The following is a 15,505-nucleotide window of genomic DNA, read 5'->3' as shown; positions in this document are numbered from 1 at the left end:
CCCGTTACGCCCCCTACTTGTAGAAACATGATTGAGGCTGGTTGGGACTATGATCTCGTAACAAGCGAAGCTATGATACTGCAAGGAGGATTGGGGTACCGGCTTCAATAGCTTCCTAAGAAAAGTTGTTTCGAAATGTTCACCATCTTCAAACACATATTTCCTCTTTCGCCAGGTTACTCTATAAATGTAACTCAAATTCAGTGTAGTCCCTTTTATTATTGGTGGGCATCACAACTCTGGAAACTAGGAGGCATTTGAATGAATGAAAAAATTATGATTTATACGACTACAAGAGCCAAACAGGAGAAATATCATGTGAAAGATCTCTTTGGAAATCCAATTTTACATCGTCAAATTCATGGGGATGAAATTTACATACCTTTGAATAAAGAACGATTTTGGGGCTCTTAATCATACAGCAGGAAAGGCAACGTGACTCCTCCCCTTCATTTAAATAAGGTAGCAGTACGAGTGTAAGAAAAATCCCCATTGGATGTTATCGTCCAATGGGGATTCTTCTCTTTTTACCGACCACTACTATCTAAAAGTTCATATGCTCTTATGTTCCAGCTGTGTTCCTTCACGTTCCTTCTTTTGCTTTCTTCTCTGCCTTAAATACCTTACTAGTCCAATGACTGACCTAGTTATTGAAGACTTAATCGTAATCGTGATTAATGTGTGATACCATTTCCATCCTTTGTTCCATTTAATTAAATCTGTTTTTTTCTCTGCCCAAAGTTCAAGCAATAGCATCGGAATCGTGAAATACAACAATTTATAGAATATAAGTAAAGGTTTATTTTTATAAGTTATTTGGTTATACATAACGGTGATAGTTGGATAGACAAAAAAGTCAAATAAAATATGTATGTTAAAGAGTTTTGGTAACAATCGAACTGGATATTGAACGATGTTGCGTTTAACAATCATTTTATCAATGATTCCATTTGTTACAGCATTGTAAACATAAACCAATATCCAATCTTTCAATGGCGGTTTTCTTAGCAAAGTGGCTAAACAGCTTAAAGTGAGTACTAATAGGATTCTCAATAAATTTTTTTGACATTTATTATTCTTCATTAAAGCACACACCCTCCTTACATTAGAATGCTCAATTGATAAAAACATTATGATCCATTTTCACTATGATCACTTCTATAAAAACATCACTACACTTGTTTTTGAATTTGGACCTTTTCATTGAATTTAATCCTCGACTTTCGCCACTCCAAGAGCAAGGTTTCCCCATAGAATCTTTTCCACTTTTTCTACTTCCTCTTTGCTACAATTTATAACTAAGACGACTTCTGAATTCTTCCCTCTAATTAATCTGTTTCGCTTATGAACGACTTTAAAGATGAAATAGTCAATGATAAACCCAAGAATAAACCCACTGGCAGCACCAATTAACCCCCAGTAAATCGGACCCCATTCTAATACAAAACCAACACTACCTCCGATGACAGAAAATGCAGTTCCTATCGCTGCTCCTTTATCAAATAAGCTAACCCCATCCGCTCGATGTAATGTATCTAACAACCTTCTTTCTTCGACTCGATTCTCAAGAGGCACAGCTAGAATCCGTTCTTTTTCAATTCCTATTTTTTCTAATGCTGAAATGGCTAATTCTAGATAAGAGGAGTGTTCATAAGTCGAAAATATTTGCAAATTCTCTCACCTCACGTCTTACTCGGGATTTTCACTCGGTACTGTTGATAGTGTTTGCTCAAAAATTTTCTTTGTTCACTTTCAAATAATTTGTTGTCTTCTACTGTATTAATATATGAGTCATATATAGAAAATCCATAAAGCGATGGGATGAACAGCAGCCACTGCGGGTCTACTACTTCTGTTGCTTGAGCGATTTCTCCTAAAAAAAGCAAATGAACAGCAATAAGCAGTTTCGAAAAGTAAACAAAAACAATAATCCATATTAAGGAAAAGGCTCCGGTCACAATTCTGTGAATATAGAGTTGTCCCATCCCGGGCATGAAAAGAGACCATATGACAGCCATCGCGGGTCGCCTTTTATCCAAATAGTTTACTTCCAACGCCCCTATACTGTATGTGTTAAAGTCAGCATTTTCTCGTTCAGCGAGTATATATACTTTATTCATATCAACAGCTGTCCGGTAACTGTCCCATATTGCAAATAGATAGACGGGTATGTACAAAAGGAACCACCTAGGGTCAAGGACTTCTTTTGCCATTTCGATATTCCCAGTAAAGGAATACACCATCGAAAGATTTAAATTTGACATGACATTTATGATAATTTCCCAGAGAAATAACGTATACCCTCTGAGATATTTAGATAAAAGAAGATGTCCAAAACCAGGAAAGGCCGCAGACCACCAAGCAATGATATATGGATTTCGTAAATGTAATTGTGTTGTTCCCAAAAGACTAACATGGGCTTTAAAGCGTCGTTCCTTATTTGTTGGTTTAAAGTTGTTCATGCTGTTTTCCCTCATCTGTTAGTCAAATACTCTTTTTGATTAGCATTTACAATTATTAGGGCTTAATCCATGGAAAATATTTGTTTCGTTCTATTGCGATCGATACAGTAGCGCTGCTTCCTATTGTTCTTTATTGCGAATTTCCCAATTTAACAGCGAATTTCAATTTTTATAGAACGAAAAGTAAAAAATATCAGCGGAATCGCCAAAATAACAGCGAACGGGCTTTATTAGCGATTTTTCAAGTCGTATTAGCCAGTTTTCAAGCATGATTCGCGTTTGTCTTTCGCGCTGCAGCCAAGGTGCCTTCGCTGCACGCTAAAAAGACTTGCTTTCTGTCATCGTAGACAGAGAACAAGTCTTTTTGGGGCTTACATAATGAAATGGCTTTGCTCGTAATCGTAACGCCTGTCGAGGGCACTGAAAAAGGTAAAAAGCAACCTTTTTCAGTGCCCTCGCCTATTTCACTTCAATAATTGAGAAACCATATGGATCCAATTCAATATTTGAACTCTCTTTCATAGGTTCTTTGTTCCATAAGTCCACTGGTTTTCTACCAGTAAAGTCATACGGAATATTCACCTGAATGCTTTCATTTGAATTATTGATGGCAATAATTATCGTTTCATTATTTACTTGCTTGGAATAGACAATATGGTTCGTGTTACGGTTTGTTTCTAACATGTTGAATTCGCCATGATTTCCAAATGCAGGATACTCTTTTCGTAATGCAACGACTTTTTTGACAAAGGTAAACAATTCTAGATCTTGATCTTCCTTTTCCCAAGGCATACACTTTCGACAACCAGGATCATTTTCACCAGTTAACCCAATTTCATCGCCATAATAAATACAAGGTGTTCCGATGAAAGATAACTGGAATAAGAATAATAGCTTTAGTTTCTCCTTACTGTCCTTGCTTATCGTTAGGATCCGTGGAGTATCATGGCTTCCTAATAAATTAAACGCTGCCTCATTTACATTTTTCGGATAGGAAGTGAGGACGTTTGTTAATTGTTGGGCAAATTGCTCTGCATCGATTTCATCTTTCGCAATAAAGTCTAAGGTCGCTTCCGTGAAAGGATAATTCATGACGGCATCGAATTGATCTCCTTGTAGCCACGGCATCGAATCGTGCCAGATTTCGCCAAGAATGTAGACGTCAGGGTTCACTGACTTCACTGCTGTTCGAAATTCTCTCCAAAATTGGTGGTCAACTTCATTTGCGACATCAAGTCTCCAGCCATCAATGTTGAATTCCTCGATCCAATAACGACCAACATTTAGCAAGTATTCCTTTACTTCAGGGTTCTCAGTGTTTAACTTTGGCATCATATGTGTAAAGGCAAACGTATCATAATTCGGTTCCGGTAGAATTTTCACTGGAAATTCTCTTAAATGAAACCAATCTACGTACTTGGATTGTTCTTGTTTTTCTAAGACATCTTGAAAGGCATCGAAATAAAACCCACTATGATTAAAGACCGCATCAAGCATGACACGGATGCCTTTTTGATGACACGTTTCAACTAGTTTCTTAAATGTTTGTTTGTCGCCAAATTGAGGGTCAATTTCTAAGTAATCGATCGTGTCATATTTATGGTTTGTTGTAGCCTTAAAGATTGGCGTGAAGTAAATCCCGGTAATCCCCAACTCAACCAAATGGTCAATATTATTAATAACCCCTTCAAAATCACCGCCAAAAAAGCTGTCAGGCTTCGGATCCTCACTTCCCCATGGGAGTGTTCCTTTAGGGTCTAAGTCTGCATTCCCATTTGCAAATCGTTCAGGGAAGATTTGATACCACACTGTATCCTTGACCCACTCTGGTGCCCCGAAGACATCAATTTCATTTAAAAATGGGAAACAGAAATAAAAGTTCGTTTCTTTCGGGTCGCGGTCTTTGAATCCTCTTTCTCCATAAACAATCGATTCATTTTCAGAATAGAGTTCAAACCCGTAACGCATGCGGCGATACTCAGGTTTGACTTCAACAAACCAATAGTCAAAGAGCTCATCGCTTCCTTCTAATGACATGGGCTTCGTCGCATTCGTCCAGCCTGCCTCCGTCCATTGATATGGATCTCCAAAGATCAAATAGGCTTTTGTTACATCTCCTTTTTTCGCACGAAGGCGGATGTGGAGTGTTTCCTTGTCGTATGAATAAGCAAAATTGTTTGCTGGTTTGTGATAAATCGCTTCTTTTAACAAAATGGAATGACCCCTTTCAGATTAGGAAAATTAGGTGCTAGACCTTTGATTCGACAGGTACCAGGCACCTCGTTGATTAAACGTTTTATCAATTGCGAGAAGGAGCAGCAAAAAGCATACTCCTAATTTCCTACCATTTTCGAATGATCTTACGGCTTCCTTACTGCTGCGGTACTTTGCCTTACTTTTAAACTCACTGGACAAATAATTTGTTTATCCTCAAGGTCATTTTTATTCTCAATTTGGTCAATTAATAATTTTACAGCAGCTTGACCTCTTCCATAAATATCCTGCCTTACTGTTGTTAAACCTGGGGTTAGGTATTCTGAGAAGTAGAGATCATCAAATCCCATGACAGAAAAATCATCTGGTACAGAAATATTTAAATCATAAAACCCTTTGATCAGGCCCATTGCAGCTATGTCAGAAAAGGCAAAACAAGCAGTTGCTTGATCTCTTAACTGTAATACTTGTTGTGCTGCATGATACCCATCCTCTACAGAAAAAGCACCCTCTATCACTAAATCTTGATTAAATGGAATTCCCGCTTCCTCTAGTGCCTTACGGTAACCTAATAAACGACAATGATTAACACTACCGGTATGTTCGGCGTCACCAAGCCACCCATAAGAAATAACAACAATCGATCTATGGCCCAAACTGATTAAATATTTCGTTCCTAAATATACACCCATTTCATCATTCAATCCGACTTGGTATAGATCTGGATCTGAAAGATAACTGTCCATGTACACAGTAGGTAATTGTAACTTTTGGATATCATCTAAAAACTCCGTATTTTCATTTGCCCCGAACACAATTAGGCCATTGATGTTTTTTTCTAATAAATAGGATAGATCAGGCTCATCTTTTTCACCAGTAAAAATGACGTGAAACTTCCTGTCTCTTGCCCCACTTTCAACCCCGGATACAAGCTGTGAGAAAAAAGGATTATCCAAGACCTTTCCCCTTGGAGCATAAGGGACGACCATCGCAATCAGAGGATTAATTTTATCTCTTAAACTCCGTGCTGCTACATTAGGCATGTAGTTGGACTGCTTAATGATTTTTTCAATTTTTTTTCTTGTCTCTTCAGAGAATCGCCCTTTGCCATTAATGACATTTGATACGGTCCCGATTGAAACATTGGCCAATTTCGCAATGTCCTTTATTGTCGGTCTATCCATGTAAGTATTTCCTCTCATTACCTATATTACCTATCATTATACTATAGGAAAGGACATTTTTCATTTCACCGAGACCGTATCATTTGTCCATCATTCTACCGATAAAATTAAGTAGAATAAGGCGGGAGATCAATCGTGGCACCTAGTTTCGGCTTGTCAAATGTAGAATAATAGACCTGATTAAACGTTTCATCTTCTTCGTCTACTGTCACAGCAGCTGATTCTTTTGATACATTATGAAAGACAAGTACCACTTCATCACTAGTTAGTCTTTTAAATGAAACGATGCCCTTCTTTCATCTGTTCACATCTACTATCCTTTATTTGCTCCTGCTTTCAGACCATCTACCAATTGAGACTGAAACATGAAAAATAAGATCGTGATCGGAACGGCTACGAGTACAGCCCCAGCCGCAAAAGTCGTAAATTCACTATTTCCACGCCCTGTGACCATTTCAAACAACCCAACGGCCAATGTTTTCTTTTCCCCAGAGCGAAGAACAAGTCTTGCAAAAATAAAGTCCATCCACGGCCCGATAAAATTCGTAACTGCAATAAAAATCAAAATGGGCTTTGAGAGCGGCATCATAATTTTTACGAATATCGTCACATCACTTGCCCCATCAATTTTTGCCGCTTCTTCTAAACTTCTCGGCAGCCCGTCAAAATATCCCTTCACAAGCCATGCACCAAATGGAATCGACCCACCAGCATAAACTAAAATTAATCCCCAATGATTATCTAGTAAATTCAATTGCAATAGTAGAATATAGATCGCAATCATTCCCATGAAACCAGGGAACATTTGCAAAACAAGCATCGCCATTAAACCCTGTCTTCTACCAGGAAAGCGAAATCGTGAAAAGGCATATGCTGCTGTCACAACTAGAAACGTAGAAAATATCATGTTCCAAAACGCAATTTTGAACGTATTTTTGTACCAAAGAAGATAATTCGTTTCTGTGAATAAGTACGTATAATGGCGAAACGATAAAGACTCTGGAATTAGCCTTGTCGAAAACAGTGAATCTCCAGGATTCATGGAACCGGTGATGACCCACACAACTGGGTATAGAACAAAGATCGCCGTCATAATTAAAATTGTATAAATCAACGCGTTCATCAGTTTATTTCGCAAAGATACACCGATCATGACATCATATCCTCCTCTTTAAAGGCTCTTGTTTTTCTAAAGTTATAGATGGAGAACGTTGCAATAACTATGAAAATTAAAATCGAGACAACCGAAGCCACCGCAAATTGACTATTGTCGAGTGTCAATTTGTAAATCCAGCTAATTAAAATATCGGTAGAGCCTGCATATGCATAATCCGAATTGACTGGTCCACCTTCTGTCATAAGATAGATAAGATTAAAGTTGTTGAAATTTCCGGCAAACGACATAATCGCAAGCGGTGCCGTTGCAAACATGATTAACGGCAATGTAATTTTGCGGAACTTTTGAAATGGTGATGCTCCGTCCACATCCGCTGCTTCGTACAATTCTTTATCGATACTTGTCATAACCCCGCTCATCAATACCATCCAGAACGGAAAACCAAACCACATGTTGACAACAACAAGTGTAAATTTCGCCAACAATGGATCAGATAACCAAGGAATCGCGGTTGCAATTAAGCCTAAATCCATTAAGTACTGATTAATCGGTCCAAATTGTCCGTTAAAGATATTCCTGAAAATTAAAATCGAGACAAACTGCGGAATCGCCCACGGCAAAATAAAGATGCTGCGCCAAAACTTCTTGTATTTGATTCCTTTTTGACTTATTAATACAGCAAAAATGAGTCCTAAAAAGAATGTTGTGATTGTAGCAAGTATGGCCCACACGATTGTCCACGTAAAAACGCCATAAAAAGTGGTACTCCACGTTTTCATTTGAAATAACTGAACAAATGTATCAAATCCAACCCAATCGACTAAGTGCTTTGGCGGCAAATGGTTCGGGGCTGAATAGTTTGTAAAAGCAATTAAAATACCAAATAACAATGGTAGAATCGTTAAGAAAGAAGTAAATATAACAGACGGTGTTAATAAAATGTAAGGGAATCCATTTTCCCAAATGTTTGTAAACATTTCACCTACATTGTTCGGTTTAATTCCTTTTTCCTTCTTTGCAGCAACTTTATAAGCATCACGGATATTCAAATAGAAAAACCAGAGGAAAAGCAAGAATGAAATTAAAAACAAAATCCCTTCGATCATTAAAAAGATGGAATGATCTCCTTGACTAATGTCAAATCCACTCCGCGTTTGCGCCGTTTCGCCAAGGGTGGTCAAACCCCACATTGCCCATTGAAAAGGAACGGTCCAGAAAATAAGAAGATACAATTGCAAAGCGAGAAGAGAGAGACCTTTCACAATTTGTTTATTATAGATTTGCCCAAGCCCCATAAATAAAAAGGACAAAGTAGCAGCAATTTTCGGTTTTGTCAGAAATGGTTTCTGAGGAGGCGGTTGCACTTTTTTCATTCCGTTTGTTTGCAAATCAATATTATGTTCTTGCTTCAACGCATTCATCATTCACCCTCCTTATTGAGGGAGTCAGACCCCGCTTTCCCACTTTAAAGTACAGCTTTGGGTCTGACCCCTTTTTTAGTTATTTTGTTTGTGAATCCACTGCGTCTTTAATTTGCCCGACTGCTTTATCAAGTTCAGCTTGCGCATCCTTGTCATCGTTCCAAATAGAAGTAAATGCGACTTCCATTGCCCCCCATACATTTTGCATTTCAGGGATATTAGGCATAGAAACTGAATATTGCGCTTGATCTAAGAATACTAAATTATATAAATCTTCTTTCAGTGTATCACTATCAAGAAATGCAAACGTAGGTGGCAATTGCCCTGTTATTTCATAGCGTTTTTCAAGCATTTCATCACTTGTAGCAAAGTGTGCTAACAACGTTGCAGCTCTTGGATAGTCACTATACGCGTTCACAAACAATGCCTTAATTCCTGAGAAAGTAGTAGGGACTTCGCCATTTTCTACTGTCGGCATCGTTGTAACACCAAAATTCACACCCGCTTCACTGTGGCCTCTTAGAGCCCATGGACCTGACATATAGTATAAAAGTTTGCCTTCATTAAAGTGCGAGCTGACAACATCGCCTGTAATATCTTCTTTTTTAAGTGGCAGGATTTCATCACGAATTTGTGTCATCAATTCAGCAGCTGCAAGTCCACCTTCGTTATTCAATCCAATATCAGTTGGGTCTGTGTTGTTGTCTCCGAACACATACCCACCATTTGCTCCAAGGAACCCATGCAGCAAGTAGAAATTACCCGGCTCGATCATAAAACCATAGGAACCTGGATTTTGTTCCATAAATTCTTTCGATTGTTCAATCATCTCATCCATCGTTTTTGCAGGCTCAAAGCCCATTTCGTCTAATAGATCTTCGTTATAAAAAAGGCCAACTGTTTCAATTGCTAGAGGATAACCGAATGTTTTATACTCTCCATCTGAATTGGCAGAAACCCCTGTGATCGCACTTTCCATGAAACGTTCCTTGTATTCTTCCGTGTAATAATTTTCATAGATTAACCCAGCCGCATCCATATTCCCGACATGATCATGCGCTCCTGTAAATACATCTCCACCAAGCCCTGCAGGCCCATCTGTTTGTAACTTCCCTGGTGCATCCGTATGCCCTACATCTTCAATGGTTACTGGAATCCCATATTTTTCAGAAAACTCATCTGCAACATATTGTGTCCACTCAGCTTCTAGATCCCCGTTACCCCATATTACAAGCTCGGCACCTTCTTCTGGTTCAAGTTCAGCTACCTCAGCTGATGTATCTTCCGCCGTATCTTCAGAAGCTTCCGGTTCTGGTGCACTTGATTGTTCTGAAGCACCCGGTTTTCCGCATGCAGTTAGTACTAAAATTAACAGTGTAATAAAGAGTAGACTAAAAACCTTTTTCATTGAATCCCCCACCTTTTTCTTTTTTATTTATTATTTCAATGCCATTTTGATAAATTTCACCAAACTAGCATGCAATAATCAAATTTTGATAAAACGTTTAATCATAATATATAACTTAAAATCAGTTGTTTATAAGCGTTTTATATTTCAGGTGAAACAACTTATGGTATAACGTTTCATCACTTTGTAAAAAAATATTCACTACATGAAGAGTGCTCGTTTTATTACTTGATCATGCAAGCGTTTTCACTTATAAATTTGATTATAGATTTACAGATTTAGTTTGTCAATACTTAATAATGCTACGTACAATCTAATTTACGAGCTTAGTGAGGTCTGGTTCTTTATTACCAATTTCTCGATTTATGAGCGAATTTGATTTTCATCTAGTGAAAAGCGAAAAATAACAGTGAACAGGCTTTGTTAGCGAGTTTCCAGGCAAGATATTCGATGCCTTCGGTGCAGCAGCCGAGAGCACCTTGCTGCACGTCAAAAAGACTTGCTTTCTGTCATCATAGACAGAGAACAAGTCTTTTAGGCGTTTTTAATAGAGGCGTTTCGCTCCTAAGTAACGCTCTTTCCAGTAAGGATTATTCATGCTCGTAATCGTAACACCTGTTGAGGAGCCGCTGTGCACGAATTGGTTGTTTCCAATATAGATGCCGTTATGAGATGGGCCTTTCGTATAAGTTTCAAAGAAGACTAGATCTCCAACGGACGGTTGCGAAACAGATTTTCCTGCATTCCATTGCTGTGCTACAGTGCGCGAGATTGAGATCCCTTGTTGGCGGAAGACGTACTGAACAAACCCACTGCAATCAAATCCAGCAGTGGATTGTCCGCCCCAAAGGTATGGAACACCAATGTGATTGGCTGCTTCTGCAACAAGGTTCGTCACGAGTGCTGCCGGACTGCTACTAGCACGTGATGGTTCCTTTGATGGTGCAGGGGAGCTTGAGCTTGATGACTTATTTGTTGCGACTTCCTTTAACTTACTAATTGTTTTAGAACCAGCAATTCCATCAACGGGTAAGTTATGTACTTTTTGAAAGTTTCTCACAGCCTTCGCTGTAATTTCACCATAATAACCTGTTGGCGCTTGATTGAATACGCCTACTGAGCGTAGCTGTGCTTGTAAATTTTTTACGGCTTGTCCACTGCTGCCAACGCGAAGAGTTGATGTTGAATGTGCAGGCGGGGCTGGATTTTTGACGACTTCACTTGCAATTTTCTTATCATTTTTTTTGTAACTCGTTTCGGATGGGTTTGGTTCGTTTAGCAAGTGAGATAGTGTCTGTGGTCCGACGATTCCATCGACTTTGATGTTGCTTGCTTTTTGGAAATCACGGACGGCCTGTTCTGTAATGCGAGCAAATTGACCAGTAATAGAAAAAGAATAATACCCTTTTTCTTTTAACTTTTGTTGAAGTTGCTCAACTTGCTTTCCGCTAGAGCCAAAGCGTAGCATTGTCGTGTTCGTAAGTGAGCCAGATCCTGATGTAGATGTTGAAGGTTTAGAAGGGGCTGCAGGAGCTTGCCCACCCATTTCTGATAATAACTTCGATAGCGTTTGCGGTCCAGCTATTCCATCGACTTGCAACTTGTGTTTTCGTTGAAAATCACGAACGGCATCGGCTGTAATCGGACCATAATAACCAGTTGAGCGCTCGAAAGTGAAATGCCCTTTTTTCTTTAGGACATCTTGTAATTCCTTAACATCTGAATGATCCATCCCTACACGTAGGGGTTGATCACCAAGTGCCGCATCTGCCATTTGCGGGATTGCAAGAAAAATCCCTGTCGCAAAAGTAGAAGATATGACGACTTTTCGCATTGTTGATGCTTGATTCATCTACACGAAACCTCCTATTTAGCCAAAAATATCTATTATTTAACTAATTTTACCTCTATTTATCTAGCGTGACTAGCTACTATTTTCGCTATTATTATAGATTCGTGTCGAAAGACCTATTTAATGGAAAAAATTTCATACGATTGGCTATTCTGACCGCGCTGTTACTTTTAAGCCACTGAGCTTTATGGAGCTTTCTGTCGATCTTGCTTTCTTCTATAAATAAAAATGTCTATGATTTAGAACTTTTGTCGAAATGCTTTAAATCCGGGATTTTAACCCTATAATAAACATATAAAATAATTTTAATATTGGGGTATGCGACATGGACAAATATAAAATTGAGGTATTGTTGCTAAATCGTATAGAAAAACTAAAGAACCAAATGGTTACGATTGCTATTTATTCAGGCATGGATAGCGTCGATACATTGCGGTGCAGTCAAGAGTTGGATAAATTAATCATTCTTTATATGAAACATTTCTCCTATGGAAAAGATACATACACTAGTGCATAAGAAGGATGTATGAAGATTTCATGTAAGAAATCATCGCTAGAAGTGGGAAGGAAGAGAAACAAAGTTTAAGAAGCTGTCGAGCATAACTCAGCGAATTAGAATCGACTGTAACGGATACGCTCATTGCTTAAAGGGCACTGAAAAAGGTAAAAAGCAACCTTTTTCAGTAGCACCGGCGTTGGCGGTTACCCTTTTTCCAGATTGACTTAAATGAATCGAGTAGTTCAAATGTGTTGCTTACAGTTAAATGGGCGCTTACACCCCCATTTAACTCCGGAATGTGTTGATACGAAGCATACATGGAATTCCCTCATTTTAAACGACCTCTTCATATCCTAATTCGCCATTTGAAATCTTCTCATTAATCGCGGACAACCTCCGTTCACGAATAAACTAGCGATCTCGGTGGGCAAGAATGATTCCATTCTGATCAATTGCGGAAGTATGGACACTTTCTCCAAGTTCATTTCTGTTTACTAGCGCGAGCTGAGCTAGTTGGGTCTGACTCCAACTCCCATATCACTACTAAATAACCACTACCTTCCTCTTATCAAAAAAACTAACATTCGGATAATATTAGCTTTCTTCTTGTAATGACGTGCATTACATCCATTATGACCATATTGAACTTTTGAACTATTCAACTATTTTCCGTAACACCATTGTAACATTTTGGGTCTTTTGTTATAATTTTAAACTGTAAAACATATTATTCTTATATGTTTAATATTTTAATATTTTTAGGGGGATTTTATTTTGAAGATTAGTAAATTGCTTTTAGGTATCGTGCTTGCTTCACTGCTTTTATTCGTTACTGCATGTGGATCTGACTCTACATCAACAGAAGAGACACCAGCTGACGAGGAAGTTGATGCAGAAGAAGGCACAGAAGAACTAAGTGCTACAGACTATGAAGTTTGGGTAGCCGATCAAGGAACAAACGAAATACATATCATTGATGGAGCGACTCATGAGATTGTCGAAACAATTGACTTCAATGATGTTGGCGAAAAGCCACATATGTTAGTATTCGATGAAGAAGGCGATTATGCTTATGTAGCAAATATGGGTTCAGGTACTGTATCTGTTATTCGTGCCGAAGATCGTACTGTTCTAACAACACTTGAAACTGGAGAAGGCGCACATGCGGCAATTCCAAGTCCTGACGGAGAACGCGTTCTAGTAGCTAATGTTCCTGCGCGATCTCTTTCAGACATTTCAGTTGATAAAGAAAATGAAGAATTCGTCGTTGAAAGAGAATTAGACTTAAGTGCTGTTGAAGCCTTGCAAGATGAAGAAGAGTTTCCTAATCAAAACCCCATTTGCCTTGCCTTCACTGCTGATAGCAGCAAAGCATATGTAACACTTGGCGGCGGTGGATTAGTCGTTGTTGATGTTGAAACTTTTGAAGTTATCCAATCATTCGGAAAGTCACAAGTTGGCGCTCATGGTTGCGGAACAATTCTTTCTCCTGATGGAAAGCATATGTTTGCAAACTCTGGTTCAACTGAATTAGCAGAATACTATGTATTTGATACAGAAACAGATGAGTTAATCTACACTGGAGAAACTGGTGGTACGGATGCTCATGGCGTGAGAATTACAAAAGATGGCAAGCACCTATGGATGGTTAACCGCGTCACAGATGATGCTGCGATTATTGATGTTGAAACTTTTGAAGTCGTTGATACGGTTGATTTTGTTGGGGATGCTCCTGATTTAGTTACATTCTCTCCAGATGGATCATTGTTTTACGTGACACTTCGCGGACCTGAGCCAGCAACTGGAACACATGATATGGCTGGTGAAACTCCTGGTGTCTCAATCATTGATGTAGAATCAAAAGAAAAAATTGATCTTATTGAACTGACTGGAGACCCGCACGGTATCGATTTACGTATCGTACAAGAGTAATAACTAGTTAACGTATGGACCCTTTGTTTTTTCCACATCGTGGATGACAAAGGGTCCTCTTTTTCAGTGGCTCCTTATGATGGGTCAGGTTCTAAGCCCACATACTATTCATTTTTTCGTTTTTTATCCCTTTTTTATTTACAATCAAAACCGAAGGAATGTATCAACTTTTTGACTATCTTGTATGTCCGCCTCGAATGACCTCTTTCCGTTCTATTTTCATACAAAATATTCTAGCAAATCGACTTGGATAGACTGCATTTTTGTCGATAAGTTTTTTTCTCTTCCTTTTTTTCAAATCAAACTCAGGAGGGCATTCTGCAATTCCTTCTATTATTAGATTTGTTTATACAAATTTCAATGTGCCATTCGACAGAACTCACAGTTCACTAAAACCGAAGTTACAATTTCCTACAAAAGTAGAAATTGACAGCGTTTATACTTGCGATTTACGATGAGGGTGTCTTATACGGACTACTATTTTTGATGCGAGAAAGGGAGTTGTTGTAATGGAACATTTGAAGCGATTGGTTGATATGTGTTTCTGCTTTTCTTTAGCATTAGGCGGTGCGGTGATAAACGGAGTAGCAGCTCTTACATCCAAGGTTGAATTCAGGCTGTGTAGCATGAATTGGAGTGAGAAGCTACAAATCGCCTTTGGCTTCAACAAACTTAGTTCAATCTTAAGATGGGACAAGACTATTAGAACCCAAATTCTTAATATAACGCTTTATCAAAGCAGCAAAATTGCGGTGAGTAGCGTCCTTACGAAAGCGAACGATTGGGGAACGCGGAGAAATACGGTTTATGAGTGGAAAATGAAAACAAACGAATGGAGTAAACGTGAAATGAGCACCGGGAGAGGTCCTCCTAATAAAGGATGAGAGGATCTGATAACCGAGACGGGTGATTTACAGTATTGACGATGATTGATACTCTTTCAAACGATGGAGCATATGGCTTCCATGATCTATACCTCATGTTTTATGAAGATTATTTTAAATTTAGCGATGAGGTCGTTGTGCCTGCTAATAGATAAAATTCTGCTGCCCTACCAGAAATCCTTAGCAATCTCTTAAGTAGAGCGGGGGCTGCCCCCCACTCCTAAACACTATTAGTTGGTATTGCTGTTTCTACTGGACGTCTATTGATTTCCAGAAGAAGTTCTTCCTCCCTTTTTACCTATCTCCTCAAAGTGCTTTCGATCGTATTTTCTAGCAGTTTCTTCTCCGCCTTTTCTACCTGCTTCCTCACGAGTCATCGTTCCGCTAGAGTTGTTGTTGTTGTTATCGCTACTGGAAGTATTTTGATTTCCAGAAGAAATTCTTCCACCTTTTTGACCTATCTCCTCAAAGTGCTTTCGATCGTATTTTCTAGCAGTTTCTTCTCCGCCTTTTCTACCTGCTTCCTCACGAG

At 38.8% G+C, this 15,505-nt stretch carries 15 protein-coding genes; 4 read left to right on the top strand and 11 right to left on the bottom strand.

The window, feature by feature from the left end:
• The first annotated feature begins 261 nt into the window (after window positions 1-261).
• Window positions 262-414, top strand: a complete 153-nt coding sequence (locus SAZ04_RS11180; RefSeq protein ID WP_332695082.1) for a hypothetical protein — start codon at window positions 262-264, stop codon at window positions 412-414.
• Between the two features lie 138 nt (window positions 415-552).
• Here SAZ04_RS11180 and SAZ04_RS11175 read toward each other — a convergent pair whose 3' ends face one another.
• From SAZ04_RS11175 to SAZ04_RS11130, 10 genes are all read right to left on the bottom strand, one after another.
• Window positions 553-993 carry a CBO0543 family protein gene (locus SAZ04_RS11175; protein WP_332695080.1) on the bottom strand — a complete coding sequence of 147 codons (441 nt, stop codon included), beginning with the start codon at window positions 991-993 and terminating at the stop codon, window positions 553-555.
• A gap of 216 nt (window positions 994-1,209) precedes the next feature.
• The gene (locus SAZ04_RS11170; RefSeq protein WP_332695078.1) at window positions 1,210-1,671 is read right to left on the bottom strand and encodes a hypothetical protein; all 462 of its coding nucleotides are present in this window, start codon (window positions 1,669-1,671) and stop codon (window positions 1,210-1,212) included.
• A gap of 11 nt (window positions 1,672-1,682) precedes the next feature.
• The gene (locus SAZ04_RS11165) at window positions 1,683-2,462 is read right to left on the bottom strand and encodes a hypothetical protein (RefSeq protein WP_332695076.1); all 780 of its coding nucleotides are present in this window, start codon (window positions 2,460-2,462) and stop codon (window positions 1,683-1,685) included.
• A gap of 459 nt (window positions 2,463-2,921) precedes the next feature.
• A complete protein-coding gene (locus tag SAZ04_RS11160) occupies window positions 2,922-4,673 on the bottom strand; it encodes an alpha-glycosidase (protein WP_332695074.1) in 1,752 nt (583 codons plus the stop codon).
• 149 nt (window positions 4,674-4,822) lie between these two features.
• A complete protein-coding gene (locus SAZ04_RS11155) occupies window positions 4,823-5,860 on the bottom strand; it encodes a LacI family DNA-binding transcriptional regulator (protein ID WP_332695072.1) in 1,038 nt (345 codons plus the stop codon).
• A 107-nt stretch (window positions 5,861-5,967) separates the two neighbouring features.
• Window positions 5,968-6,147, bottom strand: a complete 180-nt coding sequence (locus SAZ04_RS11150; protein WP_431308998.1) for a hypothetical protein — start codon at window positions 6,145-6,147, stop codon at window positions 5,968-5,970.
• Between the two features lie 26 nt (window positions 6,148-6,173).
• On the bottom strand, window positions 6,174-7,013 hold the full coding sequence (locus SAZ04_RS11145; RefSeq protein WP_332695068.1) for a sugar ABC transporter permease: 840 nt from the start codon (window positions 7,011-7,013) through the stop codon (window positions 6,174-6,176).
• Window positions 7,010-8,350 (bottom strand): carbohydrate ABC transporter permease, encoded by a 1,341-nt coding sequence (locus SAZ04_RS11140; protein WP_332695274.1) that lies wholly within the window; start codon window positions 8,348-8,350, stop codon window positions 7,010-7,012. Before SAZ04_RS11140 ends, SAZ04_RS11145 begins: the two co-directional genes overlap by 4 nt.
• A 127-nt stretch (window positions 8,351-8,477) precedes the next feature.
• The gene (locus SAZ04_RS11135; protein ID WP_332695066.1) at window positions 8,478-9,806 is read right to left on the bottom strand and encodes a sugar ABC transporter substrate-binding protein; all 1,329 of its coding nucleotides are present in this window, start codon (window positions 9,804-9,806) and stop codon (window positions 8,478-8,480) included.
• Window positions 9,807-10,350: 544 nt separating this feature from the next.
• Window positions 10,351-11,658 (bottom strand): C40 family peptidase, encoded by a 1,308-nt coding sequence (locus SAZ04_RS11130; RefSeq protein WP_332695063.1) that lies wholly within the window; start codon window positions 11,656-11,658, stop codon window positions 10,351-10,353.
• A 325-nt stretch (window positions 11,659-11,983) separates the two neighbouring features.
• Here SAZ04_RS11130 and SAZ04_RS11125 point away from each other — a divergent pair, with 325 nt between their 5' ends.
• The 3 genes from SAZ04_RS11125 (at window position 11,984) to SAZ04_RS11115 (ending at window position 14,973) form a co-directional block, all read left to right on the top strand.
• Window positions 11,984-12,175: an aspartyl-phosphate phosphatase Spo0E family protein gene (locus tag SAZ04_RS11125; protein ID WP_332695061.1), complete on the top strand. Its 192-nt coding sequence runs from the start codon at window positions 11,984-11,986 to the stop codon at window positions 12,173-12,175.
• Between the two features lie 756 nt (window positions 12,176-12,931).
• The gene (locus SAZ04_RS11120) at window positions 12,932-14,089 is read left to right on the top strand and encodes a YncE family protein (protein ID WP_332695060.1); all 1,158 of its coding nucleotides are present in this window, start codon (window positions 12,932-12,934) and stop codon (window positions 14,087-14,089) included.
• Between the two features lie 509 nt (window positions 14,090-14,598).
• Window positions 14,599-14,973: a hypothetical protein gene (locus SAZ04_RS11115; RefSeq protein WP_332695058.1), complete on the top strand. Its 375-nt coding sequence runs from the start codon at window positions 14,599-14,601 to the stop codon at window positions 14,971-14,973.
• Window positions 14,974-15,233: 260 nt separating this feature from the next.
• On the opposite strand, the gene SAZ04_RS11110 is transcribed toward SAZ04_RS11115, so the two are convergent.
• Window positions 15,234-15,505 (bottom strand): hypothetical protein (locus SAZ04_RS11110; protein ID WP_332695056.1); only part of this gene is annotated, 272 nt, incomplete at its 5' end.

The organism is Halalkalibacter lacteus (assembly GCF_036663595.1).
Taxonomy (GTDB): Bacteria; Bacillota; Bacilli; order Bacillales; family Bacillaceae_D; genus Halalkalibacter; species Halalkalibacter lacteus.
Note: the sequence above shows the minus strand (reverse complement) of the source record. Positions and strands in the feature narration are given on the sequence as shown.